We start from the raw sequence: 26171 nt of genomic DNA, 5'->3' as shown, positions 1-26171 counted from the left end.
AAAATATCTACCATTAACTATGCTCTTATCCGCATACAGCGCTGTCGCTTCTATGAATTGAATGTCCGTTTGGTGATTTCCCAAAATTGAACAAAATCGTTCCGAGCCAAAAAATTCTCCCGCTGTAACTCGAAAAAAATCCTTTTCCAAATTCCGAATCTTTGAATCCAAACAAAATTAGGCGGAACCACATACGGCAAATGGCCGTCGACCATGCCAAGGTGTCCGATTCGAGCTTGTCGAAGAAATTCCTCAATTTTGTCCTTGTCCAACACTTCTCTTATTTTGTAACGTACCCTTGTCCATTTTTACTCCTCGTGTTGAAGTATTATGTAAGTTTATCAGTGATTGGAATGAAGTGAAACGTCCAGAATTATATAAATGGAGCAGTCCATACTTCCACCGATTTTCGGGCTGGGTATTGACTGTGGAATCCCCGACAACAAAAATTGAGAACAAATTCAACGGAATATTTACGAGGGCGGGAAGGCAGTCCAAATCTTCTTATGATAAGCTGTCAAGTCTCCCCTCTTTTTAAATACGCTGTAAATTATCTATGAATTCTGATTCCGCTTTTAAGAATTCTCGTATTTTATCTGAAATCATCTACTTTTTCCTCTCCTTGCCTTGCCCAGCAATATCCCATTTGATCCACGACAGCTCAGAGAGCACCGTTCCATAGCCGACAATGTTCGGCCCCTCTCGCACAGTGAAGGTTGCGCCGCTCTTCACTCCATCGTAGATCGGGTTCGGGTAGTACATCAGAGCCAATTCGACTTCTGCGGACTCACCCGGACAAAGCCGTTCGGGACCATTAACGAAAGCAACGCCAGCGTATGACTCCGCCAGCGCCGCGCGGCCATCCCTAATCGCAAGGCGCTGCGTGACGGACTCCAGGACAATATGCGGACGGTACGTCCCGGGCGAGATGTTTCTTGGACCATTGGCCGCAGTAATTAGCGTCACATTTGCTCGTACCGTAGGAACAGTGTATTGCATACTCAGGTTTATCCTCCTCGTACTTTCGGAAAGGTCGACCACTCCGAACACAGGCCCTTGATCTGCTCAGACAACTCCCGAAGGCTGAATGTCGGAAGCTGCTGGACCTGTACCGGGATTATGACGCTATTCGCCGCTGCCAATGCGTTGATGGTCATCATGCCCAAGCTCGGCATACAGTCGATCAGGATGTAGTCGTAATCTTCTTTTACATAGTCGATGTACGAACGCATAATCGATTCTCTGCTCATCGTATTAACGAGCGCCACTTCAACTGCCGATAATTCGATGTTTCCCGGCATCAGGTCGATACCTTCATGATGATGCAGAATACCTTCCTTCGGTTCATATGGCTCCTCCGTCATGCCTTTCACCAGCATCGTAGCCAGTGAAACGGATAGACTGTCTGGTTCATGGAAGCCTAGCGAATCCGTCAGGTTGCCCTGTACATCCGCGTCCAGAAGCAGAACCTTCTTGCCTTCTGCGTCCAAGCCAATGCCGAGGTTGAATGCTGTTGTCGTTTTGCCAACGCCGCCTTTCTGATTGGCGAGGGCGATTACTTTGCTCATCCAACATTTCCCCCTTCAAGCAAAAAAGCCGACTGCGCTGAACATTAAAGGGCTCAGACAATCGGCTTTCTTGAAAATTGAGCAAGAAGCAGTTCTCCGTGTTTCGCAGAGGAATGGAGAGGACAAACGAGAATGCTTTAGCGATTTTCTTCAAATCGAATCATTTTGAACAATCATATCTCGCTACATCTTTTTCAATCTCCATGGTTGATTACAGATGAACTACGCGACGATAATGCAAGTATTCGGCACGGTCCTCCCACTCCAACTCTTCCTCATAGGGGTCGCGATAATAGGTAGCGACAGGAAAATAGCCCCATGTGACGCCCATACCGCCGCAGATAAGCGTACCACCGTCCCCGCCTTTGCCGCGCACGAGTCCTTCAGGCGATACGGTCAGCTCCTGTTTGTACGGATCGCCAAGGAATTGTAGCCCCATGCCGCCACTCTTCTCCAGATCGAAAGGTCTATCGCTCACTACCGGTTCGCCCTGCTCTTTCTGCTCCCGATCCAGTTCTCCGAAGTACCTAACCTTCATGCGATAGTCAAAGCTGTCGCCCCAAGGAAATAACGTTCGACAACCTCCGCCGTACACATATTCCCATTCATCTTCTGTTAACACATCGAAGCCATCGGGCAGTTCATCTTTCGCCCACGCCTGCTGGCTGGGACTGTCAGCAAACAACCAGATGCGGATACGCCCGTCCTCTTTGTCCAATCGAAAAGACTGATGCTGCTCATAGGAGCCGTAATTCGAGGTCTTGACGCGTTCGATCGCCTCCAGCACATCGCCGTCTTCTGCCGGATCCAAGTCAGCTAGTTCCACCTCATACCAGGCGACAGGGCGGGTTTGGCGCTCAATCAACAACGGGCCGATGTCAGCCTCTCGCACAGGCGACATTTGCTGTCGTAGCACATGCTCCAACTCCGCAGGCTCTCCGTTCAAATCCTCCAGGCCGCTCTCGAGCTCTCCTTTCGTCTCTTCATCCGGTCCGACTGCCCAATGCCCCCAGCCGAGTGTGACCCGGTCACCAGGCACATATACGAACTCGCAGCCTTCATACATAAAGATACCCGTTTCCAGCCCAAGGCCGAACCGCTCGAAGCGTTCCATTTTCAGAAACGTGAAGCACGCAGGCAGACGTGCATTCAACTCGCGCAACAACTGCTCCTTACATTCACTTGTCTGTTTATTCCAAGTCGCTCGATCCTTTATCACGATTGTCTCCCCTTTTTTTGTATTTATTTGATATTACGTTAATTTTGCAGTCAGTGTACATGTCCTATGATAACTCAATTGATAAAACCAAAACAAACATCTTTAACGAACTCGGCAGCAAAATCTTGTCTACTCTATCGACTCCAATCTCAAAACGACCGAAACTTCGATTTTGTGGTAGAACACTTTATTTCTAAATCTTGGATGTCCACCATGAACGTCATAAATTTAAGATGTCAATCAATACGGATATGTATCGAACAATTAAATAAATTCATCCAGCGAACGGCGGTTAACCGTCCTCATAGGCTGACGCCTCTTCCAGGATTACTGCAAGCCGCCCCCATTGCGATAACTGTGGCTAGATGGAAGTATCATTATCCCGCCGCATGGATTATCGCCAAAATGATACCATCATTTATTTTTGCTTAGGTAAAGATCGCTCGCACCCAAAATATAGGATGATCGTGGCGTACCTACAAAGTGGCTTTCCCTTTCGGATTTGTGAAAATAAAAGCGGCAGCATCAAACTCCCCATAGAGCTTGGTGCTGCCGCAAATTATGTGAGTAACTCATTGAGAGTGGAGCAGATACTGTCACGTTGCCGTTCGGTGGCTTGACGTAAAGGCACAGCCCGAAAGCTATCTTTCCCGCGGTTAAGGATACTGAATGGGACCGGCCCTCCCATCCTACAACGTCAAAGCGATATACTAACAAACTACAATTCGATCCATTTAATACATGTTGGACGAGTTTTCGTCTTGAAAAATTCTGTGCACGCATCATTCATTTGTTTGACTGTAATAACCATTGTACTTGCTAAAACTACTTCTGTGCCGTGAACATTTTCGTAAAAGGTAATCGTTTCGTCCCTAATATTGTCGTCACCGTGAGAAGCAAAAGTTCTCTTTTGTTCAGAATCTAAAAAATACAACACACAATAATCATCCCGAACAAAAGCACATAATTGAGAGATACCACTTTCTTCAAAGGTAAAAATAAACTGATTGGCATTAAATGCTGGACGATTTCGAATAAACTCAGCTACCTGCGATTCTGTATTTACTACAATTTCTTCGTTAAAATCATTAGCATACATTTGAAAGACCTACTTTCAGTAACATAAAAAGGGATTCGCTCACTTATCGCACTGTTCCCCCAATTAATCTAATCGACCGATAAACCTGCACCACCACCCGCATCAGTTGGCGCGGGTAGGACGGCGGGCGACTCCCAAATTGATTTTGATCTCTACTTATGATAAGGTTCACCTCAACGGGGCTATCGGCGAAAAATAAGAAGGAGCTTGTCGCGGCGTGACAGCTCCTAGAAATCCAATTGGTTAACATAAACAATATTCTTTTTTCGCCGTCTCCTTAACTTGCGCTCTACTTTGAAAATGTGCTAAGTAAAGACGGCCATACGGAAATTTTCTCACGGCAGGATGGACATAATGTTTCCCCCGCTAAATAATACAGATGCCTAACCAATGTTTGCTCCCCGATCGCTTCCGCCCGCTCCGCTAATGTTCGTATCTCTTCATCCGCAAATGACGTGACCGGGACGATCACATGGGATTCCTGATCCGTGTGAAAGACGGGATCTTGTTCATAGGCTTGAAGTATTTCGATTTCTACAGAATTATCTTCATGAGGCCAGATGAATACATCATTTTCGCAGGCCGGACACACGGCCACATACTCATCACCGTTAATAAAAGTCATCAACATATCGGCAAGCATATACGAACCTCGATAAGCGGCATCCGCAACAAGAATAAAACGTTTCTCCGTCTCATCGATGGAATGACGGGCTGTATAGGTGAATACTTCCTTTGTAAGCGCCTTGAGTTTCCCAATGGCCTCTAAATATTCACGATACAATTCAGTACAGACAGAGCTGCCTACATCTTCAGCCAGTTCAGCCCAAGATTCTGGAAATGGCTCCTCATCGTGCCCATCACGGCTTGCCTCGATTGTACCGCAATTTACAAACAGCTCTTTGCGCACTTCAGCATCAGATGTAGAACATGCTATTTGTGCCAAAAACGGCATCGCTGCATATGTAGCCGTATATATCGTATTTTGATGGTACAAGTACTCTTGAAAGATTTCATCAAAAATCTCCTGACTATATTGCCGCATTAGCTGCTGCAATAACACAGATACGTTTTCTGCAGAACTGTACGGTCCTGTCAGCTTTCCCCATACATCGCTATTCCACTTAAGCAAGCTTTCCCTCCGTTCCTAATTGCCAACTTCTACCCTTTCTACTTATTGTATCACATAAAAAACACTGGAATCAGTGCCCAACATCCAGCGCCTCTATCTCCTTTATACGCTTCATAACAACGGACGCCCTTTCAGATATGTGATAATGAGTAGGAGTAACATGCCCATCCATCCCTTTTCTAGAGACTTGATTTTCTTCCATATTTGTTGAATAGACCGCCGCGGCAGCCTATTGCTTGTAGTTTCAGTCTCCGTTAGTTCAACAAACCTCTGATGGACAGAAGAATATTACGATATTGCACGTTTTATTGTAATACTTCCTTCAGTCATAATTTGTATCAGCAAATTACAAATTCCCTTCGATGGCAATTTCATCCACATGCTTTAGCGTTGCTACCACCCATCGACCTACATAATCAATAAATTCAGCGCTGGATGGGTTACTGATTGCTAGTATAGACCAATGGTTCAGGATCACTTTCCATTCCGATTTACTAATGAAATTCATGCCGGTATGATCAAAATTCTCAAAGACTTTCACCTTAAGTGGATATACCTCCTTGATTCCTTCGTATAAAAGATGAAAATCCTTGCGATATATCCATAAGCCTACACCCAAATTATCACGCCAATGCCCCTTCTCATCTTCAGCATAAGGGTACAAGCCGTAGCCGATATTCCCATCACCACGACGATGAAATTGCCGTACATCGATGAGATTATCTTTTTGGGTGATATAGAGTGTCAAAGTGGGATGCTCCATATGCTCTTTTATTTGCAAGACGATTTTCTCGAATTGCTTCTGTCTGCTGTTATCTTCCAAACGGTTAAAAAAGCTACATTTCAATAAGAAATGCCCACTCCATCTCTCTTGCTCCGTCCACTCAAAAAGAAACAATTCTTTAGTTGTTCGGTCTGATCTGCCTGCATTAATCCATTCGAAAAAGACTGTTTCCTCTTGTACGGCTGTTATAGATGAACCTGTCTCAACAAGAGAAAAGTGCACTGTGCCAAAATACTGTATCAAAAACGACTTGATCCGCAGTTTTTGTTCGTGAAGTGTCAGATAAGATGTGCAAGCAATATCAATGTCATAACGCAATAATATAACTCCCTTTAGATTTTTGTTAGGACCGTTTATTGATCCACAAGCACTGAATCAATCAGTCCGGTTTTTACTAACTTGGTCATTATTTTGAATAAATAAGCAGGGTATAACCCCTGCTTTTCTGCTAAATATTGGACACCTGTCGGTTTGTCCGGCGCTTCGGCAATCAAGAAGAGCATGATGGAGACAGATTCCATATATCCATGATACTGGGATGAACTTTTCTCAGTCAAGTTGACCAAGCTTAACGGTCAGGTTGGCTAATATGCCCAGTAGACTTGCGGGACAGCAGTATGCTTGCTACGATCGCAAGCAACACAAACACGACACCCGCGGTTCCGAACGCCCAAGCATAGCCTGCCGTTGCATCGGGCCGTGTAGCCGCCACTGCCATCAACACCGTAAACCCCCCCGTCGGCCCCAACTCCATGGCGGTATTCATCACGCCGCCAGCAAGCCCTGCTTGATGCTGCGGAACATTCGCCGTCGATTGCACCGCCGATCCGGTCAGGACGAACGAGATTCCCGCCGCGAGAAGAATCTGACCGGGCAAAAGGACGGCCGCATAAGCCGAATCGCGGCTGATCCAGGCAAGCACGCCTAGCCCAACAGCCGAGATGAGCCCTCCCATGGCTAAGACACGTGCCACGCCGAACCGGGTGATTAGCGGGGCGGCAATCTGATTCACAACAATCATGGTGACAGCGAATGGCAGAAAGGAAACGGAAGTGGCCAAAGATGACCATCCCCGAATCTGCTGCAGGTAGAGAGTAAGAACGTATTCAATCACCATTGAGCCGGCCGCAGCCAGGAACATGCCAACGAGTCCGGTAAGCCGGCGAGGCTCCAAGATGAACCCAGGCGGAAGCAGCGGGTCACGTACCTTACGTTCTACGATCAGGAAGATGATCAACAGCACGATCCCGATGATAATCGGACCGTACACAGAGGAGGAGGACCACGAATAGTCTTCGCTCGCGATCAAACCATAACTACCCAGCGAGATGCCCAAGGTGACGAGCACCGCTCCGAGCGGATCGAGACCCGGCCGGTTGGCGGAAGCCCTGTTATCGCCGGCCGGCAGCAACGAGCGTGCAGTTACAAGGGCAACGGCTGTGATCACAATCGGAACGACAAACATCCATCGCCACGATACCCAATTCGTGATGACACCCGACAAAATGAATCCAATAATCGCACCAAGAAACGGAACTCCGCCCCAAACCGCCATCGCCCTGCCGAAATCCACCGGGTCGGGAAACAGCGTACGCAGCACCGCCATGAGAGCAGGTGCCGTGAGCGCCGCTCCGATGCCTTGCAAGAAGCGCATGCTGATTAGCACCGGGAAGTTCGGAGCAAATGCGGCAATAACGGAAGCCGCTCCGAAAATGATCAGCCCCATTACCATCATCTGCCGTCCGCGATATCGATCCGCGAGCCGCCCGCCGAACATCAGCAGGCCGCTGAAAGGCAAGCCGTAAGCTACCTGCAAAAGCAGCAAGTCCGCGGAGCTTAGTCCAAACTCGTTTGCAATCTTTGGCAACGGGACGATTATTAGAGCGATAGTAAAAATCAGGGTCGCTTGCACGAGCGCCAAAATGGTGAATGCAGCACGTGTGTTTTGCGGCGAGCGCGCTTTAATCTCGTCATTCATATTTGTCCCCTCCATTAAAGATCCCCCTTCCCGCGGCTGGCATTGGACCATTAGCCCATGGTCTAGCAGTGAGAGGAGGGTTTTTCTATTACTATTTACCGTTTCCGTAATCTGGCGTTAAACATTGGCCGAAACCCATCTCGCCAAAGCTTCTTTAGACATATAGCCGATTTTTTTGTCAACGGGTTTCCCATCCTTGAACAATATTGTTGTCGGAAGGGACATCACGCCGAAGAAGGATGCGGTTTCAGCGTTTTCATCCGCGTCTACCTTTACAATCTTCACATCGTCCTGCCGAGTCAAGTCATAATCTTCGAGTACGGAGGCGAACATGCGGCAAGGCGGGCACCAAGTTGCCCAGAAGTTGACCAGCGTAACCCCCTCGCTGCGTAAATCGTGGTTAAATGTACGGTCTGTCGAATGACAAATCATGGGGATCATCTTCCTTCCGTATTTTTCATCCAATCTTGAAATATATCTTATACATTGTGGATATATTATATCTATTATTTGATAAAAAAAGTTTGTTGCAGTCTGCTGATATCTTACTTAACGATTTTCCAATTGATCCAAAAACCGTTCACAATCCAGGGCAGCCATACATCCGCTGCCTGCTGCTGTTATGGCCTGACGATAATAGCGATCTTGTACATCCCCGCAAGCGAACACACCTTCAACATTCGTTCGTGATGAGCCTGGCTGTACAACTAGATAGCCCTGTTCATCGGATTCCAGTTGTCCCTGTAGAAAGCCCGTGTTCGGATGATGACCGATGGCAACGAAAATACCGTCCGCCTCTACAATCCTTTCTTCATTAGTCTGTTGATTCCTAACCTTAAGCCCCACTACACGGTCGTCATGAGATACGATTTCGACTGGGGCAAGACCAAGTCCCCACGTAATCTTGCTGTTCGCACGAGCACGGTCCTGCATTATTTTGGAGGCTCGGAGCTCTGTGCGCCGGTGCACGATATGTACCTCAGTGGCAAAACGGGTCAGGAAGTGTGCCTCCTCCATGGCCGAATCTCCCCCGCCCACCACAATAATCTTCTTGCCGCGGAAGAAAAATCCGTCACAAGTTGCGCATGTACTGACTCCACGGCCTATGTTTGCCTTTTCATGCGGAATGCCAAGTAATTTTGCAGAAGCTCCTGTAGAAATGATTAAGGATTCCGTCATTAGGTCTTTTTGGCCTTCCACTTTCAATTTAAATGGCCGCTCCGATAAATCCACTTGGCTGACCCATCCCCTGTGGAAATCTGCACCGAAGCGCTCGGCTTGCTTACGCATGTTTTCCATCAATTCAGGCCCCATAATGCCTTGAGGGAAGCCCGGAAAATTCTCAACCTCGGTCGTCGTTGTCAATTGTCCGCCTGGCTCCGGACCTTCAATGACAAGCGGATGCATATTGGCACGGGCTAGATAGATCGCCGCTGTCAAGCCTGCCGGTCCTGTTCCGATAACTATAGCTTTGTAAGTATCCTTCATCACTTATCTCCTTTATCGTATCAACCCAAGTTTGAAGTGCTTATTGATCTCTGGCGATGAATCGCTTCAATCTCTCCACGGACATGACGCCATTTTCTTTATCGACCGCTTCGCCATCTTTAAAAATAATTGTAGCCGGAATGCTCATAATGCCAAAGAAAGCAGCGGATTGGACATTATCGTCCAAATTGGCTTTGAGAATCTTGGCTTCGTTGTTCCCTTCGGCGTCATAAGCTTCAAGAATAGGCGAAAATATCAGGCACGCTGGACACCAAGGTGCCCAAAAATTGACGACGGTTAATCCTTCGCTTTGCAGTTCGTTTTTTAATGTAGCGTCTGTAACATTATAGATTGCCATTCTTAATTTCCTCCCTCATGATTATTCGTAATTTTCGTTCTGGAAGAATCGCCCCCTTCCAGTTGTTCACCATATTCACAATCTTACTGTGGCTTGAATTTGCAATGACCATTCCGGAGAGCTCACCCCCAGAAGCACCAGTCAAAGCGATTAACACATCAGTAGTTCCTTGGGCTTTAGCACGGGGAGCCACAGCGTTGCGTCTACAATGATCGCAGTCCCGCCGATCAAGCCGAAGTTCCAACCCAGCCCCAGCAAGGCCAGCGCAATAATGAGAAGTACCATGGAATCAGTAGGTGCCCAAGCAGCCAGGAGCCCAGCCAAAAATAATGTGATGCTTGAACCGTCAGCTATCACCGTCCTCCCTCACTTGTCAACTAATATCCCCGCGATCAGGGAAGGCAGATACATGGCCGCGATATGAATGCCGATAACCATCCTGCCTCCCCCCAAACCATGACCATGATGCTTAATGTGGACCAGCGTCATGGTCATGATGGCAACCATTACGACATGGGTCAATATCATAACAGTCGCCCCATCACTATCAAGGATATATAGAATCTATAATATCCCTGATTTCGCTAAAGTGTCAAGGGACTCCCACGCTTGTTAGAACGCAAGGAAGTCCAATGAAAAACAACGGTAGCTCCATGTCTACCCGCCTGATCTACAAAATGTTCGTTTTACAAATGGTTTTCAACAAATTGTTTCAAATTCGCTTGAGACATGGGGCCGACTTTCTTGTCAATCCCCTCGGTTAAAACCTGCTCAACCCTTATACTTATAGTTTTCTTATTTTAATACCATAATATATATTATGTAAACAAATACTCTTTTCACTTTCATCTCACTAAAACCTGAACTTCCCTCCGCTATGCAGCCGCAAAAAAAGACGCCCGTAAAAACGGACGTCCTCCATACCCGATCAAGCGCTCGCTCTTCTGAGCAGTACATAAGAAGCCGCGGCGAATATCACTGTCACAGGAAACAGCCAAACCGCTAATTGTACAGCCGTATGCCCGGCTATCCAACTGAAAATCGCACCCCACCATCCGTTGGCGGTACTAAGAAAAGCCAGTATCGTAATTACCAGGAAAAGTGCCGCCATCAGGATGAACGTACCTTTTCCTCCGAATTTGCGCTGAAAGCTCCCGATCACAAAACCGGTAAATAGATTGTAGAGAAGCAGGCTAAGGAAAATAAGGAACTGCGCCAAGATCGATCCGTCGCTCAAATAAGGTAAATGAAAGAAATGCAGATTGCTTCCCCAATTGCCGGTCCATACCTCCATACAGGATAACAGAAGTACCAGCAGAGCGCTCAGGACGGACACGCCTGCAAACATGACCAGAGTACCCATGTAATAGTCGGTACGCCGTACACTGAATCCAAGCGCAAACGGAAACGTCTGTGCTGCGGTGAGAATACCTCCGATAAACAGGCAGACAAAGATGGAGGCCAAGCCGCCGGTATAGATCTCAACGCCTCCCGTCAACCGGCTCACGAGGTAATTAACGAGAAAATTCCCCAGTAGGATCCCGCCGGGAACATACAGCCATAACACCTTATTCCGATAATGTATACTCATAATTCCGGACAAACGCTGCAAATTCATGACCCGTTCACCACTTTCTCTTCGAGATTGGTCTTTGTCAGGTAGATGATCAGCTGCTGCAGGGAAACCGGTGCAATTTCAAGCCCCATGTCTGCGGCCAGCAGCTTAGCTCTGGATTCGGAATCCCCCATAACCGTGACGGAAAGCATCGACGCGAACGGTTCCCGGTGGATCACTTCTTTTCCTTTTACGAAAGATTCAACGCCGGCCACCGGGCCGATCACGGTATAAGCCATTCCGCGCAGTTCTTCCGTTTCGGCGTCCAGAATCAGTTTGCCGCTGTCAATGACAAGGACGTGCTCCAACAGCCGGCTTACCTCGTCGATCAGATGTGTGGATAAAATGATCGTGCGCGGATACCTCGTATAGTCCTCGATTAACCGGTCGTAGAAAAGACTCCGCGCCACGGCATCCAGGCCTAAATAAGGCTCGTCGAAAATAGTAAGCGGCGAGCGGCTGGCAAGCCCGACTACAACGCCAACCGAGGAAAGCATTCCTCTGGAAAGCTTTTTGACGTTCCGCTTAAGCGGGAGTCTGAAGTCCCGGATCAGCGCCCCCGCGTAATCGCCGTCCCAATTCGGAAAAACAGCTTCCGCGACTTTTAACACATCCGCTACCCGAAAGTTATCGGGGTATTTCTGGCTTTCTTTGATAAAGCAGATCTGCTTCATCACGTCGTAATTTTCGTAGGGATGCTGTCCGAACACTTTCAGCTCCCCGCTGGTAGGAAACATTTGCGCGGTAACCATTTGCATGACCGTCGTTTTGCCCGCCCCGTTTCTTCCGAGCAGACCGTAAATTTTGTCCGGTTCTATGGAAAAACTGATTCCGTCGACCGCTTTAACCTCATTGAACGTTTTCGTAAGCCGGTTGACTTCCACTACAACTTCTTTCATCCGCTTCTATCCCCTTTCCGGATCATCTCGATCAACTGCTCGCTTGTAATACCGAGTTTCTCTGCTTCTTGAACCATCGAGACAACGAATTGCTCGTAAAATTGAGTTTTCCGCTTCTCCATCAATCCTTGTCGTGCTCCCTCAGCAACGAACATGCCGATCCCCCGCTTCTTGTATAAAATGCCTTGGTCCACCAGCAAGTTAACACCTTTGGCCGCCGTTGCCGGATTAATCTGGTAGAACGATGCGAATTGATTGGTCGAAGGAACCTGGGTTTCCTCTGGCAGCCGCTGCTCAATGATGTCATCTTCGATCTTTTCCGCGATTTGCATAAATATAGGACGGCTGTCATCAATTCTGAACGACACTTTTATCACCACTTTCATGTACGAACTTTGCTGGTTAGTTACTCATGTAATTAACCATACAAGAGAAGAGGCGCCTCGTCAATAGGCACCTGTTAGTTTCACAATGAAGATACATAATATTTATTATGTAATCTAAATAAAAAAGCATTTTCTCAGACGCAAAAAAACCGCCCGAAGGCGGCTTATAAACGTTTATTATCCGAGGTCTACGTTGTGATAAACCTGCTGGACATCTTCCAGGTCTTCCAGGACATCGATCAATTTCTCAAATTGGGCCTGCGCGTCTTCCGGCAGTTCCAGATCGTTTTGCGCGAGCATCGTTAATTCGGCTACGGTGAATTCGGTGATTCCCGCGTTTTTGAACGCTTCTTGTACCGCATGGAACTGGTCGGATTCCGCATAAACGATAACGGTATCTTCTTCCTCGATGATGTCGCGGACATCCAAATCGGCCTCCATCAAAAGCTCCAGCACTTCTTCGGAAGACTTGCCCTGTACGCCGAAAACTGCCGTCGGGTCGAACATATAGGTAACCGAGCCGCTGACGCCCATGCTGCCTCCGTTTTTGTTAAAAGTGGAACGTACTTCCGAAGCGGTCCGGTTTACGTTGTTGGTCAGCGCATCGACAATCACCATCGAGCCGTTAGGCCCGAAACCTTCGTAACGAAGCGTGTCGTAGCTTTCTTCTCCTCCGCCTTTCGCTTTTTCGATCGCACGGTCGATAATCGCTTTCGGCACCATATATGTTTTTGCACGCTCAAGAACGACCTTCAGAGCACGATTGGATTCCGGATCAGGCTCGCCCTGCTTGGCAGCCACGTAAATCTCACGGCCGAATTTCGCGTAAATCCGGCTGGTGCTTGCGTCTTTCGACGCTTTTTTCTCTTTTATATTGTTCCACTTACGGCCCATTAATGATCCCACTCACTTTCAGAAAGGTATATACCGAGGATGGCAGCGGTGGAAGTCGATCTTCCGCCCTAGCAAGTGCTGCCTCTATTATAACGTGTATATTATATATCTAATCGGACCTCTTGAACAAGTTCGAATCCTTTCAAAATCGTCTGCAGCCCGCTCCGCCGCTGTGTTGAAAACACAAAAACCCGCGAAAACGCGGGTTTTTCTCTTGCGTTATAGAATCGGAGAAACCAGACGCGCTACCGATTCCTTGATACGGTCCATGGGAGACCGGGCTTTGTACATATCGGGCGTAAACTGCGAGCAGTGCAGCATGTCCTCCTCGAAAATAAGCCTCTGCCGCGTAGCGGTCCGGGTGTCGAACAGAAAAGCATTGACCTCAAAATTCAGCTTAAAGCTGCGCATATCGAGATTGGCCGTCCCGACCGAAGCGACTTTGCCGTCGATAACGATTGTTTTGGCATGGAGGAATCCTTTCTCGTACAAGTACCCTTTCACACCCAAATTGAGCAGTTCTCCCAGATAGGATTTGGTGGCCCAGTAAACCATTTTGTGATCGGGAATCGACGGGATCATGATCCGGATATCCACGCCCGACAGCGCGGCCATTTTCAAAGCGGTCAGAAGGCTCTCGTCTGGCACGAAATACGGAGTTTGGATAAAAATGCTTTCTTTGGCCGCATAAATCATTTTCAAATATCCGTTACGGATTTGTTCCAACTCATTATCGGGACCGCTTGATACGATCTGGATGCCTACCGATCCCTGATGCTTGATTAAAGGATAGTAGCGCGGTACCGCCTTGAGGTAGTGAGAAGACGCCAGGTTCCAGTCCATAAAGAACTGGGCCTGCATCTGCAGAACGGCGCTGCCCGTTACTTTCAGGTGCGTATCGCGCCAGTCGCCGAACCGCTCGTTGATGCCCAGGTATTCGTCGCCGATATTAAATCCGCCGATATAGCCGGTCATGCCGTCAATGATCGCCAGCTTCCGGTGATTCCGGTAATTGACGCGGAAATTCAGGTACGGAATACGAGACGGGAAGAAAATCGCCACTTCTCCGCCCGCATCCAGCAGGGGCTTGTAAAACTGACGGGGAAGCCAAGAGCTGCCGATATCGTCGAAAAGAAAGCGGACCTCGACGCCTTCTTTCGCTTTCTCCGCAAGCGCCTCGATCATTCTGCGCCCGAGCCGGTCGTCTTTGACGATGTAATACATCAGGTGAATGTGGCTCTGAGCTTCTTTAATCGACGCCAGCAGAGAGGCGAACTTGTCGTTGCCGTCCGTAAAAATTTCGACTTCGTTGTCCTGGGTATAAACCGCGGAACTACTGGTCAAGTTCATATAAATGAGATCCTGATAATCGGCCATAACCGGATCCTTGTATCTCACTTGGCTTTCACGGAAGCCTCTGCGCTGGGATTCGATCAGATTGTCGATATCTTTCTGATTAAATTCCTTCAGCTTGTAAATTTTGCGCCGGCTCATGTTCTGTCCGAAGATCAAATAAAGGATAAATCCTATGCCGGGCAAAAAAATCAGAACCATCACCCAGGCCCACGTAACGCTCGCGTTCCTCTTCTCCATAAACACGACAGCCAGAGCAAACAGAAAGTTCAATAGAGGAACAAAAGAATAAAGCTTCATCAAGATGTCCAAAGATGCGTACCTCCATTTAACTAAGGGATCGGGGAATATTTTGGATGCCGGTCCCTTTCCTGATCATACATCATTTTGGATGAAATCGAAAAGTTTATCCCGCTTTCTTTTCGAATAAATTGTCGTTTGCGAAGGATTCTTGACGTTCGCGCCCGTAAACATGCTAAAATAACATGTCGAAGGTCACATTTTTTGCGGAAAGGTGCGGACCGCCATGCGAACAGAAGATCAAGTCCAAAGAAAGTTAACGGAGTTAACTAAACAGAAACAATCGGTGCAGGAACGCCTGAACAGCGACCCGGAGAACGATTTCCTGAAAGCGCAGCTGGAGAAGTTGGACGATATGACGCTTATGCTGGAATGGGTGCTTAACGCGCCGACAGGCAGCTATCATAATTAACCTCGTTAACTAAAAAAAGAACAGGCGTATGCTGCGCCTGTTCTTTTTGCTGCCGCGCTCCGTACAAGCGCCCGATTCTTTCTAGGTTCATCTATGTATTGAATTCATTAACTGGAAGAAGTATTCAGGTTTATGAGTCTTGTTTAGGTTATACCAGGAATGCAAGGTATCCGGTTCAAATACATTTAATTTTTTCAACACTTCCATCGCGAATTCCAGAGGAGCTACTCCTGATGCGGTAACCAAATTCTCACCAGACACTGCAGGTCCCGCCTCATAAAATTTGTCTCCTTTATAAGTAGGACAGACCCCTTTAATATACGCTAAGTCATTGCTTGTATGCTTTCTGGAATCCAGGTATCCCATATTCGCCAGTCCCTCGGTTGCACCACAAATTGCAGCGACAATAGCGCCAAGCTTTAAAGCTTCGCCGGTTTTTTTCAAGATAGGTTGATGAATATCTTCTCCCCAAGTATTCCCTCCGGGTAAAACTAACAGATCTTTACTCTCAAGAGTCCACTCATCAAGGGAAATATCCGGTATCAGGCTCAGCCCTCCCATCGTAGTAATCATTTCTTTAGCAGCTCCTACTGTAACTACTTTTAAAGGCGCTAAATCCTTTTTGAAATATCTTCCCGTGTTTAGTTCTGCAATCAAATATCCATATTCCCAGTCTGACATCGTATTAAATACATAAAGATAAACCTTTGTTGTTTGCATCCGATAACACTCCAATCACAATTGATATAGCCTATTATAAAATAACTTCCCTGACAGCTAACGTCAGGGAAGTTATTTCTTTTTCACAAAGGGGCAGCATCCGGAAGAGGCAGATTTACAACACGAAGCAAGTTTTCCCGGCGATGCCCCAAAAAGCTCAAAAAAAAGCTCCCGGAACATCCCGGAAGCCGCTAATCGCTAATCGTTTAAAGCTTTGTTGCTGTCTGTTATTTATGATTAACATGTTGAAGAGGAAGGTGCAAGTCCTTACGATTTCACATAAAAATCTCTTTTCGCAATTTCCTGCGCGAATGCCGTAAAATCAGCTCCGCATCAAACAGCTCGTGAACCAGAAAACAGACGGAGCCGCTGCACGTAAGCTGATATTCTTTCACGGGAAAAAGATCCGCTTTGAGCTTAACCGGGTGGAAACAGACGTCAGCGCTTCGGTTGTTCTCATAGCCCGCGTACAGGATTTCCCGCTTCGTTTCCAGACTGTCAATCAGCTTCTCCAGATGAAGATCCTCGTGATTCATCCCGTCCAGCGCACCTTCCGGCAGCGCCTCAAGATGAGCGTAAATCGCCTTATGAAGAATGGTCTCTTCCCTATATCGGTAAGAACTGACTCTGCGCAGCAGCGGGCTTGTCTGTCCGAAGACGGCGCGAGGCTTTTTATGTAAGCTTTTAGAGGGGATCAGCACCTGTTCGACGACTTCCTCGCTCAATTGTTCTTGAAGGATGATTTCCAGCATCTTAATGGATGAGCCTTCCGAATGCATAAGCAGGTCAAACAAATAACGCTCGTTGCCCCACATCGACCACTCTTTCTCCACTCGCCCCCGTCCTCCTTGTTTACTTTTCGGTCTCCGTGAATAATAGTAAACGATTTCCAGTCTTTCAGGTAGGTTATCAAATGTCTTGTGAAGGGATAAATTTGCAGAGAATCGGTGAAATATGCGAAAAAAGAGCCGTCCACCCGAAGGTATAGGCTCTTTCGCTGGGATTATAAGACTTGCGGCTGCCGGTTATTGTCCTTTACTGATATAGAACGTAACGCGGTCGCCTTTGTTCGCCGGCTGATTAGGCGCGGGCTCCTGCCTGAATACGGTGCCGCTCTCAGCGGGATTCGGCTCGATGAAGTACGAATACCGCATTCCGGCCGCTTTCACCGCCTGCTCCGCAGCTTCCTGGGTCATTCCGATGAGGTTCGGAATCTGGCCCGGCACCGCATCGGTTGCCGGCGTAGGCGTCGGTGTAGGCTGCGGAGACGCCGTGTTAACCGTCGATGTAGGCGTCGGAGCCGGCGTGGCAGTCGCCGTATTGCCTGCCGTACCGCCGCTGTCGGGACCTTTGTTGGGTCCGCCCGGCAGCAGCAAATACATGAAGACAGCGATGCCGAGCAGGACCACGGCCACGGTCCCCAAGGTCCAGATGGTCCGCCTGAGCGGCATCTTCTCCCGGGTGTCGACTTCTTCCGCTTCCGGCTCCTTTGCCCTAGGGGGCTTCTCTGTCCGCCGCACCCGTTCCGGCGCAGGCTCTTCTTCCTGCCGGTACTGAATGCGCGGCGGCGCGGTCTCCCGTACCGGCTCCGCCGGAGCGGCCGGCGGGATGAACGCCTTAGGCGGAGCCTCCGGCGATTTCTCCAGCGCGATGATTTCCCGCAGGCTGAATATAAATGAAGACAGCGAAACTTCTTCGCGGAAAACACGGCGCGACAAAGCAAGCAGCGCCTCTTTCTGTCCGGACGTCAGACCGGTCAGATTGGGCACCACATTCTCCTGGTACTGGTCGAACGTCGCCGGTCCTTGTTTCGAATGCGTGCTGATTTGATAGAGCAGCGTGCATAAACCGAGCGAGCCGCGCGAAACCAGTTTGCCGGGTGACCAGTAATTCATCACTTTCAGGCGGTTATCCTCCGTCAGCCACATATTCTCGGCCGTGACCGAGAAGCCGGAGATCCCCTCTTCCATCGCTTCCTGCATGCCTTTGCCCAAATCGAAAACAGCGGAGACAATTTCTTTGCCCCGCATACGGTGACGTCCCAGTTGAGCGGAAAGCGGTGTTCCTTTCTGTGCGGTCAATACCGTGTAGACATGATTTTCAGCAAGTCCCGCGTTTAAGATATGAAAAAAACGTTCGTCCGAAAACTGTGCGGCCTGACCGAGCACACGCAAGTAATCGGATGATGAAGCGTCCCCTGATTTTTCTACCATGAGCAGAAATACATCCCGGTGCAAAGACAGGTCTTTCCCTGCATACATGACGCCATCCGCCAAAGGATGAATCGGTTCGGTCAATACGTACCGCTCTCCAATGCGCTGTTCCATTTTAACAGTCCTCCCGTCCGTGCGATCCTCTACGATTCTCCAATCGTTCTCTTTCTATAGTATACCATTCGAAGCTTATTCATGTTTTGTGCGCGAAAACAAGCGTCTCTCGTGTCATTATGAAGGAAATCGGAGAAAATAGCAAAAATCCTTCCCTCTTCTTCCAGTTTTGAAAAAATGTCTTATAATGGGGAAAGGCCTTTGTGGATAAGGCAGGAAATCAGACAGAGAGAACCGTAAAGGAAAGGATGTTGAGAAATGAATAGACCGCTGACCCGCCGTCTGGATCCGCGATTTGTGACCGCATCGCAGATCAGTTCGCTGCTGACAAACGGCATTTTGCTGCTGGCTTCGTTGGCTTACCTGATGGCGGCCCAAAGCCGTGACTGGTTCATGCTTCCCGGCTGGATTGCGGCAGCCGCTTCAGCCCTATCGCTTGTTTTGTTCACGTTCGTAATTCCGCAGGCGAGATACCGGTTGTATGCGTTCGAAGTAACCGAAGAAGAACTGGAGATCCGCAGCGGCTGGATCTGGATTACGAATATCCTGGTGCCGATGGTACGTGTCCAGCACGTTGAGCTGGAGCGGGGGCCGCTGCAGAGATATTACGGGCTCGCCGAGCTCAAAATCGTGACAGCCGCCACCACTCACCGGATCAGGGGCCTCAGCGAGGACGACGCGGAAGCTTTAAAACACCGGCTCGGCGTGCTCGCAAGGGCGGTGGACGAAGATGAATGAGCCGCGCAAATTACATAAGTCTTATATTTTTTTCCCCGTCTTGAAGGGGCTTCAAACTCTGGTACCGGTTTTTGTGCTTTTTGCCATACGGGAAGGAGAATGGAGATGGATTCCCCTTCTGATCCTGCTCGGCGTCTGCGCGCTGTTCTCGGGGTTTGGGGCGATCGGCTGGCGCACGTTTCGCTACCGGCTGGAAGAAGATCGTCTGATCATTCAAAAAGGCCTTATTTTCCGCGAGGAAAAAATTATGTATTATCCCAGAATCCATTCGATGAATACGGAACAGCCTTTTGTGCAGCGGCTGCTCGGCGTCGTGCAGCTCAAGTTCGAAATGCCGGGCGGCAAAAATGAGTCCGACGGCGTACTGCCCGCCGTATCGGCTCAAGAAGCCGCAAGAATCATCCGGGAGATTAACGCTTTCCTCTCCTCGTCCGGTTATTCTCCCGTTGCCGCAGAAAGCGGTGAAGGAAACGGAAGCACGGAGAAGGCAACTGAGCCGGATGCGGTACCTGCCGAAACAAAAGGCCGGCCGCCGCATACCACCTCTGCGGAAGAGACGGGCGTGTATGCTTATCGGGCAACGGCCGGAACGTTGATTCTTGCCGCGTTCTCAACGCTGAACATCGGGTTGATCGCGGCCTTCGTGGCCGGTGTCTTGTCTCTTGCCGACGACGTGCTTCCCGGCAATTTGTATGCACGGCTATGGAACGCGCGCAACGAGCTGCACGGGGGCTGGCTGATCTACGTCCTGCTGGGCCTGGGCGGTTTGGCGGCGGCATGGCTGCTGGCGGGACTCTTGTATCTGCTCAAATACGCGGGCTTTACCGTCCGGGCCGAGGCCGGGACGCTCACCGTTTCCTACGGGCTGCTGGAAAAAAAGAAGCACACCTTCCAGGAGGCGCGCGTACAGGCGGTGCTGATTAAAGAAGGGCTGGTGCGGCAGCTTATAGGACGGGCGCAAATCGAGCTGCGGGTCGTTTCTTCTTCCAAAGAAGAAAAAATCATGCTCATGCCGCTGGTGTCCGCCAAGCGGATTCCCCAGCTCCTGCCGCAACTGCTCCCGCGTTTCAGCCTGCCGGCTATCGAGAACCGGCCGCCGGCTAGAGCGCTGCTGTATTACAGCCGCACCGACGGTGCCGTAGTCGCCGTTCTTGCGGCGGCCGCCGTCTATTTCTGGGGGCCGGTCGCCCTCTGGGGACTGCTGCTGCTTCTGCTGGATTTCCTCTGGTCTTACTCCCGCTTCAGAAGCTCGGGAATGACTCTCCAGGGAAGCCAGCTTACCGTTCGCGGCCGGATGATCGCAAGGTCGACCTGGCTCGTGCGGCGCCCTCAAATTTTGAGCCTGCGCATGAAAGGCACCCGCTCTCAGAGGCGCAAGCATCTCCTCAGCCTCTCCGTTTCGGTGATGGGAGACACGAGCTCAGCCGCATGCGAAGTCTCTTTCATCGAAGAACGGGATGCGCAGCGGGTGTGGTCCTGGTTCAGCAGAAGCGCAGATCATGCGCACGGCAAGGATTAAGATTCAGCGTTGGCGCCGGAGCCGGACGGCCCGGTAAATATCGAAATGAAAAGCGTCGATCATGTCCGCCGGAATATCGAACGGATTGACCGGCTTCAGGGGGTTTACTTCAAAAGAGTAAACCCCTTCTTCGTTATCCGGTTCATAACTTCTGCCGACTGTACGTCAGGCCTCCCGTACCATACGACCCAAATCTTCAAAAAGCCCCTTCGCCTCACATACCAGCGCTCTGAATGAAGGAACTTTCCTTATGGAAACCTCCATGGTTCGAACCTTCCCTTTCATGATTTGCATCTGCCTTCACCGTTTTTGCGCCCAGGTTTACTCAAAATGGAACATTTGTTCCCCACTCCGTAAAAAGCGCATTTCGTTATCCGAACGTTCCTACTTGTTCGCTTTCAGATGATTTTGCCGTTATCCACAATTTTCCTTACGCCCCTTTTCGTTTCATCCTTCTTCCGTTGCTTTAAGGAATAGGAGCGGACAAATCCTTGATTTGGCTGACATTCCTCACATTCGAAAGGAGATAACTGATCATGAAAACCATGTATACGACTTCCGCAACAGCTCAAGGTGGACGCAAAGGACGGGTAGCTACCCCGGACGGCAAACTGGATTTACAGCTCAGCATGCCCAAAGAAATGGGCGGCGACGGTGGCGAAGGAACGAACCCCGAACAATTGTTCGCTTCCGGCTATTCGGCTTGCTTTCTAAGCGCGGTAGAACTGGTCGCCAAGAAAAAAGGCATCTCCACGGAAAACGCGAAGCTGACGGCAGATGTTTCGATCGGCAAAAACGAGGACGGAAGCCTGCAATTGTCGGCTAAGCTCCAGCTATCCGTGCCTGGAGCGGATAAATCCCAGGTTGAAGAGCTGCTTGAAGAAGCTCATCAGGTTTGCCCGTATTCCCGTGCGACACGCGGAAATATTGAGGTAGAGCTCCAAGCGGTTTAATTCTTCCAATCCCTACCTGGATAAAGTGGATTGCGGCCCTGCTCATAGGCTACAATAGAAAAGACGGATAGTTTCGTCCATCTTCCCGGTAGAAGGAGATCCCTTTATGAAAAACTTTACTTTCCATAATCCGACCAAGCTCATTTTCGGCAAAGGACAGCTGGATCAGCTTCCTAAAGAGCTTACCGCATACGGCAAAAGAGTTCTCCTCGTTTACGGCGGCGGCAGTATTAAGCGCAGCGGGCTTTACGATCAGGTCGTTTCCCTGCTCCAAGGCGCCGGTGCCGAAATTTTCGAACTGGCCGGCGTAGAGCCGAACCCCCGCGTAAGTACGGTCAAGCGCGGCGCGGATCTCTGCAAGAAAGAAAACATCGAAGTGATCCTCGCTGTAGGCGGCGGCAGCGTCATTGACTGCACGAAAGCGATCGCGGCGGGCGCTAAATACGACGGGGACGTGTGGGATTTCATGACCCGCAAAGCATCCCCCGCGGATGCCTTGCCGTTCGGAACCGTCCTGACGCTGGCGGCGACCGGTTCGGAAATGAACGCCGGTTCCGTCATCACCAACTGGGAAACCCAAGAGAAATACGGGTGGGGTTCCCCGCTCGTTTTCCCGAAATTCTCCATTCTTGATCCGGCCTTCACGGCAACCGTACCGAAAGATCAGACGGTGTACGGCATGGTTGATATTATGTCGCATGTATTCGAGCAGTATTTCCATCATACGCCGAACACGCTCGTCCAAGACGGCTTTTGCGAGACCATCTTGAAGTCTGTGATCGAAACGGCTCCGAAGCTGGTTGAAGATCTGGAGAATTACGAATACCGGGAAACCATTCTCTACAGCGGCACGATGGCTTTGAACGGCCTTCTGGCCATGGGTGTGCAGGGAGACTGGGCGTCCCACAATATCGAGCATGCGGTTTCCGCCGTTTACGATATTCCGCACGGCGGAGGTCTTGCCATTCTGTTACCGAACTGGATGACGCACGTTCTCGATGAGAATGTCGGACGTTTCAAGCAGTTCGCAGTCCGCGTGTTCGGCATCCCGGCCGAGGGCAAATCCGACCGCGATATCGCGCTTGAAGGGATTGAAGCGCTTCGCAGCTTCTGGAATTCCATCGGCGCGCCAAGCCGTCTGGCGGATTACGACATCGACGACAGCAAGCTGGACGTCATGGTCGACCGTGCGATGGTCTACGGTCCGTTCGGCTACTTCAAGTGTCTGGACCGCGAAGACGTGACGGCCATTTACAAGGCATCGCTGTAACGGCCCGGAGCTGCACGGCACGAACCTGCACGGCAAAGCTGCCGCAAGACGCATCCGCGTGAAGTGCCAAGCCCCTGCCGAACATAGAAGAAGCCCCGCTCCATTGACGGTTGTCAGTGAAGCGGGGCTTCTTTGCGTCAGCAGGGGCTTGACCCGCCCGGCAGGATGTCCCCGGCGCGAAGGCCGCTGTTCCTGCCTGCGGGGCCGCCGGCCGTTTGGCACTGCGTGAGCTTTCAGCCGCCGTGCGATCAGGCGGGCAGCCTGCTGCTGCAGGCAGTGCTTGCGATCAGCGATCGCCGTCAGCGGCAGGCCAGATCAGCCGCCTTCGAAGCCCGGCAGGACCCGACGCCGCGTTTATACGTCCCGGCGGCCGGGCACGCCCTTCCAGGCTTCCCGCCAGGCGGCGAACTTGCGCTCCCAGCCCATGGCGTTGGCCGGACTCGAGGACGGCAGCCGGACAAAGCCGAGCCGGCTATCGACGAGCAGGTGCCCGGCATGCTTGCGGAACAGTTTCTCGGAAGCTGCGCCGTTAAACATGACGGTGCGAAGGTTCGGATACTCCGCGAACAACGCGTCAAAATCGTTCACGGCCGGCTCCCGGATGTTCGCGTCCAGACTCCCCTCCCGCTCGCAGGAAGCGAGCACGTCCCACAAAGCGATTTTGCGGTTGACCGCAAACCGCAGCCGTTCTTCATAGGTATCGGGCACACGGTCTTCACCATGCAGCGAAGCCAGCAGCCTCCAGAAATCGTTGCGCGGATTTCCGTAGTATTCCTGTCTTTCCAGCGAAAGCTCTCCCGGCATGGAGCCCAAAATCAGAACAACGCTGTCCGGAGCGATAACGGGCTCGAATCCCATACATAACATAAGTACCTTCTCCTCTTCTTATTTTCCCCATTCCGATGCGTAGAAGCCGTGTTCACGATGCCATTCCGCATAGAAAATATCTTTTATCCGCTTGAACCCCGACTCCTTCATCCGTTCCTTCAGCCACTCTTCGTCGCGGCCGATGCGCTTCAGCTCTTTGAATTTGATTTCTCCTTCTTCAATTAGAGGGACCGGGAGTTCGACGGGTTCTTCCGGCAGGTTCAAGTCTCCCCGGACGATCGTATCGTACGGCGATTTTTTCAGAATGCTGAGCGAACCGTTGTTTTCGAAAATGCCGTAAGCGACTTCGTGAAGGGAAAAAATCCCCTGCTCCCTCAGCAGCATAAGAAGCTGTTCCAGATCAAGACTGTTCGATCGCATAGCCTTTACGTTCAACTTCCCTTTCTCAATAACGACAGCCGGACTTCCTTCGAAGGCGCGGCGCAGCTTTTTATATTTTTGGGTGATCTTTTCGAAGGTCAGGGAAAGCACGGTCCAGAAGGCGAGCGCAAACAGAAGCTCGAGATATTTGACCTCTTTATCATACACGGTGTTCCCCACAAGTTCACTCAGCATAAGAGCGGAAACGAAATCGAACGGAGTGAGCTGGGAAATTTCCTTTTTGCCGAGCAGCCGGGTCATTCCCCATAAGCCGACGAATCCGGTAATCAGTTTGATGCCGATGTACATAAAATCCACACTGGAACACCCGCTTTCTGGTCTACGTAATATCGGTAACCTGAATACAGCCGCCAAGGCGTTCAGATAGTACTCAATAACCGGAAAAGCCTGCCTGCAAACAGGAATTCCGCGTCAGCCGGGCATGGTATATAATAGAAAGATGGAGATCACGGATAAAACAGTGAAGAACAGCTTAATAAAATTACATAATAATTGTTATGTAAACTATTGATCATCTTATTATAGGCTGCCAAATTATACCGGATGACGCTCCGATCTGCAGATGGTTCAATGTTTCAGGCTCGCTTGATTTAAGAAAGGTACAGAGGTGCACCCGATGAATATTCAAAAACAAAAAGACCGCGAAGAACTCGATAAAAAGATTCCTTTTATGCCTTGGTATGTGGATAAATTCATCCATCACAAGCTTCCGGACCTCTCCCCTTCCACTCTGCTGGAGTATGTACGGGATTATGAAACGTTCTTTTCCTGGCTTCTGGCCGAGGGACTCAGCACCGCGGAACGGATGGCGGACATTCCACTGGAGGATCTGGAAAAGCTTCATATGGAAAGCGTCGATCATTATCGGGCTTATCTGGCGACGAAAAAAGATCAAGCCAACACGAAGATTACGATTAACCGCAAAATTTCGTCTCTGCGCTCTTTATTTCATTACTTGAGCCAGATCGCCGAGGACGAAAATTATTATCCGCTGCTTAAACGGAACGTGATGGCCAAGATCGAAATCAAGCGGACGAACAAGGCCAAAGATCTGGCGGGTAAATTGGAAGGAAAGCTTCTGCAGGAAAATGAGATCTTCGAATTTATCGACTATATCCACAGCGGGTACGAACATGACATTGCGAACAATAAGCAGGCCCTGTATGCGTACGAACTGAACAAAATCCGTGATGCCTGCATCGTAAGCCTTATTCTTCATTCGGGCCTGCGTGTGTCGGAGGTCGTTAATTTAACGCTGGACGATCTCGATATGAAAAAAAGAACCGTGTACGTGTACCGCAAAGGGAACAACGACGGTTCCTTCAAAACAAGGGTTTTCTTCCGGCAGGAGGCCGTGGACGATTTAACCTGTTACCTGCAGCTTAGAGAAACCCGGTACCATCCTCCCAAGAAGGAAAAAGCGCTTTTTCTTACGATTCCTAACGGTAAAAAGGAAGGACAGCTGATGTCCAAACGGGCCATTCAGGAAATGGTTATCAAATACGCGAAGCGCTTCGGCAAACCTTTTCTAAGCGTACATAAGCTTCGGCATTCATTCGCAACAGACTATTATTTGCAAAACGATTTGTACAAGACACAGGAACAGCTTGGACACGCGTCATCCGATACCACGCAAATTTATGCCCACTTGACCGATAAAACGATGGAAGAAGCGATCGATAAGCGGAAAGAAGGATAAATCTTTATTCATGTCGCTAATGATTAACATCATTAAATATATCCACTTTTTCTTTGGCCCCTATTCGAAACCGTTAGGTCTGGCGCGTCCAGGCCGGTAAGGAAGGACAAGGCTTTTGCAGGATAATTAATAAGGTTAATTAACTATAGTTAATGCCATAAATATATGTTTGTTTTCTGCCTGATTCCGTT

At 49.6% G+C, this 26171-nt stretch carries 27 protein-coding genes and 2 pseudogenes; 6 read left to right on the top strand and 23 right to left on the bottom strand.

Annotated elements, in window-relative coordinates; translation table 11 throughout:
- Positions 1-167 precede the first annotated feature (167 nt).
- The 18 genes and pseudogenes from AC2TF6_RS14160 to cls all read right to left on the bottom strand — a co-directional run.
- A pseudogene (locus AC2TF6_RS14160) lies at positions 168-284 on the bottom strand (pyridoxamine 5'-phosphate oxidase family protein); the annotation flags it as partial.
- A 322-nt stretch (positions 285-606) separates the two neighbouring features.
- Positions 607-999: a hypothetical protein gene (locus tag AC2TF6_RS14155; RefSeq protein WP_491311561.1), complete on the bottom strand. Its 393-nt coding sequence runs from the start codon at positions 997-999 to the stop codon at positions 607-609.
- Between the two features lie 8 nt (positions 1000-1007).
- Positions 1008-1568 (bottom strand): ParA family protein, encoded by a 561-nt coding sequence (locus AC2TF6_RS14150; protein ID WP_491311560.1) that lies wholly within the window; start codon positions 1566-1568, stop codon positions 1008-1010.
- A gap of 211 nt (positions 1569-1779) precedes the next feature.
- A complete protein-coding gene (locus tag AC2TF6_RS14145) occupies positions 1780-2787 on the bottom strand; it encodes a hypothetical protein (protein ID WP_491311559.1) in 1008 nt (335 codons plus the stop codon).
- A 718-nt stretch (positions 2788-3505) separates the two neighbouring features.
- The gene (locus AC2TF6_RS14140) at positions 3506-3886 is read right to left on the bottom strand and encodes an Imm1 family immunity protein (protein ID WP_491311558.1); all 381 of its coding nucleotides are present in this window, start codon (positions 3884-3886) and stop codon (positions 3506-3508) included.
- Between the two features lie 289 nt (positions 3887-4175).
- Positions 4176-5018, bottom strand: coding sequence for a hypothetical protein (locus tag AC2TF6_RS14135; RefSeq protein WP_491311557.1), 843 nt, complete (start codon positions 5016-5018; stop codon positions 4176-4178).
- 346 nt (positions 5019-5364) lie between these two features.
- On the bottom strand, positions 5365-6120 hold the full coding sequence (locus tag AC2TF6_RS14130; RefSeq protein ID WP_491311556.1) for a hypothetical protein: 756 nt from the start codon (positions 6118-6120) through the stop codon (positions 5365-5367).
- A gap of 35 nt (positions 6121-6155) precedes the next feature.
- Positions 6156-6305, bottom strand: coding sequence for an Rrf2 family transcriptional regulator (locus AC2TF6_RS14125; RefSeq protein ID WP_491311657.1), 150 nt, complete (start codon positions 6303-6305; stop codon positions 6156-6158).
- A 65-nt stretch (positions 6306-6370) separates the two neighbouring features.
- Positions 6371-7669, bottom strand: a complete 1299-nt coding sequence (locus AC2TF6_RS14120) for an MFS transporter (RefSeq protein WP_491311555.1) — start codon at positions 7667-7669, stop codon at positions 6371-6373.
- A gap of 228 nt (positions 7670-7897) precedes the next feature.
- Positions 7898-8212, bottom strand: coding sequence for a thioredoxin (gene trxA, locus AC2TF6_RS14115; protein WP_491311554.1), 315 nt, complete (start codon positions 8210-8212; stop codon positions 7898-7900).
- A gap of 117 nt (positions 8213-8329) precedes the next feature.
- Positions 8330-9268 carry a thioredoxin-disulfide reductase gene (gene trxB, locus AC2TF6_RS14110; protein WP_491311553.1) on the bottom strand — a complete coding sequence of 313 codons (939 nt, stop codon included), beginning with the start codon at positions 9266-9268 and terminating at the stop codon, positions 8330-8332.
- Positions 9269-9308: 40 nt separating this feature from the next.
- Positions 9309-9626, bottom strand: coding sequence for a thioredoxin family protein (locus AC2TF6_RS14105; RefSeq protein WP_491311552.1), 318 nt, complete (start codon positions 9624-9626; stop codon positions 9309-9311).
- Positions 9613-10166, bottom strand: a pseudogene (locus AC2TF6_RS14100) (MFS transporter); the annotation flags it as partial. The pseudogene AC2TF6_RS14100 and the gene AC2TF6_RS14105, both read right to left, overlap by 14 nt.
- Positions 10167-10554: 388 nt before the next feature.
- Positions 10555-11244 carry a hypothetical protein gene (locus AC2TF6_RS14095; protein ID WP_491311551.1) on the bottom strand — a complete coding sequence of 230 codons (690 nt, stop codon included), beginning with the start codon at positions 11242-11244 and terminating at the stop codon, positions 10555-10557.
- The gene (locus AC2TF6_RS14090) at positions 11241-12140 is read right to left on the bottom strand and encodes an ABC transporter ATP-binding protein (RefSeq protein ID WP_491311550.1); all 900 of its coding nucleotides are present in this window, start codon (positions 12138-12140) and stop codon (positions 11241-11243) included. Before AC2TF6_RS14090 ends, AC2TF6_RS14095 begins: the two co-directional genes overlap by 4 nt.
- A complete protein-coding gene (locus AC2TF6_RS14085) occupies positions 12137-12526 on the bottom strand; it encodes a GntR family transcriptional regulator (RefSeq protein WP_016424177.1) in 390 nt (129 codons plus the stop codon). Before AC2TF6_RS14085 ends, AC2TF6_RS14090 begins: the two co-directional genes overlap by 4 nt.
- A gap of 177 nt (positions 12527-12703) precedes the next feature.
- On the bottom strand, positions 12704-13420 hold the full coding sequence (locus tag AC2TF6_RS14080; RefSeq protein WP_491311549.1) for a YebC/PmpR family DNA-binding transcriptional regulator: 717 nt from the start codon (positions 13418-13420) through the stop codon (positions 12704-12706).
- A 219-nt stretch (positions 13421-13639) separates the two neighbouring features.
- Positions 13640-15085, bottom strand: coding sequence for a cardiolipin synthase (cls, locus tag AC2TF6_RS14075; protein ID WP_491311548.1), 1446 nt, complete (start codon positions 15083-15085; stop codon positions 13640-13642).
- Positions 15086-15299: 214 nt separating this feature from the next.
- Between cls and AC2TF6_RS14070 the strand changes: the two genes are divergently transcribed.
- Positions 15300-15485, top strand: a complete 186-nt coding sequence (locus tag AC2TF6_RS14070) for a hypothetical protein (RefSeq protein ID WP_491311547.1) — start codon at positions 15300-15302, stop codon at positions 15483-15485.
- 87 nt (positions 15486-15572) lie between these two features.
- Here the strand turns inward: AC2TF6_RS14070 and AC2TF6_RS14065 are convergent, their stop codons facing one another.
- The 3 genes from AC2TF6_RS14065 to AC2TF6_RS14055 all read right to left on the bottom strand — a co-directional run bounded on the left by AC2TF6_RS14065 (position 15573) and on the right by AC2TF6_RS14055 (position 18532).
- Positions 15573-16205 carry a type 1 glutamine amidotransferase family protein gene (locus AC2TF6_RS14065; protein ID WP_491311546.1) on the bottom strand — a complete coding sequence of 211 codons (633 nt, stop codon included), beginning with the start codon at positions 16203-16205 and terminating at the stop codon, positions 15573-15575.
- Between the two features lie 275 nt (positions 16206-16480).
- The gene (locus tag AC2TF6_RS14060) at positions 16481-17038 is read right to left on the bottom strand and encodes a hypothetical protein (RefSeq protein WP_009673616.1); all 558 of its coding nucleotides are present in this window, start codon (positions 17036-17038) and stop codon (positions 16481-16483) included.
- Positions 17039-17230: 192 nt separating this feature from the next.
- Positions 17231-18532 carry a PASTA domain-containing protein gene (locus tag AC2TF6_RS14055; protein ID WP_491311545.1) on the bottom strand — a complete coding sequence of 434 codons (1302 nt, stop codon included), beginning with the start codon at positions 18530-18532 and terminating at the stop codon, positions 17231-17233.
- 258 nt (positions 18533-18790) lie between these two features.
- Between AC2TF6_RS14055 and AC2TF6_RS14050 the strand changes: the two genes are divergently transcribed.
- The 4 genes from AC2TF6_RS14050 to AC2TF6_RS14035 all read left to right on the top strand — a co-directional run bounded on the left by AC2TF6_RS14050 (position 18791) and on the right by AC2TF6_RS14035 (position 23012).
- Entirely contained in the window at positions 18791-19270 is a 480-nt protein-coding gene (locus AC2TF6_RS14050) for a PH domain-containing protein (protein ID WP_491311544.1), read from the top strand.
- Complete coding sequence (locus AC2TF6_RS14045) at positions 19263-20789, top strand: PH domain-containing protein (RefSeq protein ID WP_491311543.1); 1527 nt, start codon at positions 19263-19265, stop codon at positions 20787-20789. The genes AC2TF6_RS14050 and AC2TF6_RS14045 overlap by 8 nt, the downstream gene beginning before the upstream one ends.
- 536 nt (positions 20790-21325) lie before the next feature.
- A complete protein-coding gene (locus tag AC2TF6_RS14040; protein ID WP_009673630.1) occupies positions 21326-21742 on the top strand; it encodes an organic hydroperoxide resistance protein in 417 nt (138 codons plus the stop codon).
- Positions 21743-21848: 106 nt separating this feature from the next.
- Positions 21849-23012, top strand: coding sequence for an iron-containing alcohol dehydrogenase (locus AC2TF6_RS14035; protein ID WP_491311542.1), 1164 nt, complete (start codon positions 21849-21851; stop codon positions 23010-23012).
- Positions 23013-23366: 354 nt separating this feature from the next.
- Here the strand turns inward: AC2TF6_RS14035 and AC2TF6_RS14030 are convergent, their stop codons facing one another.
- Both AC2TF6_RS14030 and AC2TF6_RS14025 read right to left on the bottom strand, forming a co-directional pair.
- Positions 23367-23879 carry a DNA-deoxyinosine glycosylase gene (locus AC2TF6_RS14030; protein WP_491311541.1) on the bottom strand — a complete coding sequence of 171 codons (513 nt, stop codon included), beginning with the start codon at positions 23877-23879 and terminating at the stop codon, positions 23367-23369.
- 18 nt (positions 23880-23897) lie between these two features.
- Entirely contained in the window at positions 23898-24569 is a 672-nt protein-coding gene (locus AC2TF6_RS14025; protein WP_491311656.1) for a DUF421 domain-containing protein, read from the bottom strand.
- Between the two features lie 328 nt (positions 24570-24897).
- Between AC2TF6_RS14025 and xerS the strand changes: the two genes are divergently transcribed.
- On the top strand, positions 24898-25980 hold the full coding sequence (gene xerS / locus AC2TF6_RS14020; RefSeq protein WP_491311540.1) for a tyrosine recombinase XerS: 1083 nt from the start codon (positions 24898-24900) through the stop codon (positions 25978-25980).
- Positions 25981-26171: the final 191 nt, after the last annotated feature.

Source organism: Paenibacillus sp. JNUCC 35 (assembly GCF_058269095.1).
The sequence above is the reverse complement of the archived record's forward strand: the minus strand, read 5'-3'. Positions and strand labels throughout refer to the sequence as shown.

Excerpts from the sequence above, each read along its gene's own strand:
- AC2TF6_RS14030 (WP_491311541.1), bottom strand. The coding sequence starts at position 23,879 with ATGTTATGTATGGGATTCGAGCCCGTTATCGCTCCGGACAGCGTTGTT.
- AC2TF6_RS14155 (WP_491311561.1), bottom strand. The coding sequence starts at position 999 with ATGCAATACACTGTTCCTACGGTACGAGCAAATGTGACGCTAATTACT.
- AC2TF6_RS14065 (WP_491311546.1), bottom strand. The coding sequence starts at position 16,205 with ATGCAAACAACAAAGGTTTATCTTTATGTATTTAATACGATGTCAGAC.
- AC2TF6_RS14040 (WP_009673630.1), top strand. The coding sequence starts at position 21,326 with ATGAAAACCATGTATACGACTTCCGCAACAGCTCAAGGTGGACGCAAA.
- AC2TF6_RS14095 (WP_491311551.1), bottom strand. The coding sequence starts at position 11,244 with ATGAATTTGCAGCGTTTGTCCGGAATTATGAGTATACATTATCGGAAT.
- AC2TF6_RS14035 (WP_491311542.1), top strand. The coding sequence starts at position 21,849 with ATGAAAAACTTTACTTTCCATAATCCGACCAAGCTCATTTTCGGCAAA.
- trxA (WP_491311554.1), bottom strand. The coding sequence starts at position 8,212 with ATGATTTGTCATTCGACAGACCGTACATTTAACCACGATTTACGCAGC.
- AC2TF6_RS14090 (WP_491311550.1), bottom strand. The coding sequence starts at position 12,140 with ATGAAAGAAGTTGTAGTGGAAGTCAACCGGCTTACGAAAACGTTCAAT.
- AC2TF6_RS14070 (WP_491311547.1), top strand. The coding sequence starts at position 15,300 with ATGCGAACAGAAGATCAAGTCCAAAGAAAGTTAACGGAGTTAACTAAA.
- AC2TF6_RS14150 (WP_491311560.1), bottom strand. The coding sequence starts at position 1,568 with ATGAGCAAAGTAATCGCCCTCGCCAATCAGAAAGGCGGCGTTGGCAAA.
- AC2TF6_RS14085 (WP_016424177.1), bottom strand. The coding sequence starts at position 12,526 with ATGAAAGTGGTGATAAAAGTGTCGTTCAGAATTGATGACAGCCGTCCT.
- xerS (WP_491311540.1), top strand. The coding sequence starts at position 24,898 with ATGAATATTCAAAAACAAAAAGACCGCGAAGAACTCGATAAAAAGATT.
- trxB (WP_491311553.1), bottom strand. The coding sequence starts at position 9,268 with ATGAAGGATACTTACAAAGCTATAGTTATCGGAACAGGACCGGCAGGC.
- AC2TF6_RS14105 (WP_491311552.1), bottom strand. The coding sequence starts at position 9,626 with ATGGCAATCTATAATGTTACAGACGCTACATTAAAAAACGAACTGCAA.
- AC2TF6_RS14055 (WP_491311545.1), bottom strand. The coding sequence starts at position 18,532 with ATGGAACAGCGCATTGGAGAGCGGTACGTATTGACCGAACCGATTCAT.
- AC2TF6_RS14025 (WP_491311656.1), bottom strand. The coding sequence starts at position 24,569 with ATGTACATCGGCATCAAACTGATTACCGGATTCGTCGGCTTATGGGGA.
- AC2TF6_RS14050 (WP_491311544.1), top strand. The coding sequence starts at position 18,791 with ATGAATAGACCGCTGACCCGCCGTCTGGATCCGCGATTTGTGACCGCA.
- AC2TF6_RS14140 (WP_491311558.1), bottom strand. The coding sequence starts at position 3,886 with ATGTATGCTAATGATTTTAACGAAGAAATTGTAGTAAATACAGAATCG.
- AC2TF6_RS14125 (WP_491311657.1), bottom strand. The coding sequence starts at position 6,305 with ATGCTCTTCTTGATTGCCGAAGCGCCGGACAAACCGACAGGTGTCCAA.
- AC2TF6_RS14045 (WP_491311543.1), top strand. The coding sequence starts at position 19,263 with ATGAATGAGCCGCGCAAATTACATAAGTCTTATATTTTTTTCCCCGTC.
- AC2TF6_RS14080 (WP_491311549.1), bottom strand. The coding sequence starts at position 13,420 with ATGGGCCGTAAGTGGAACAATATAAAAGAGAAAAAAGCGTCGAAAGAC.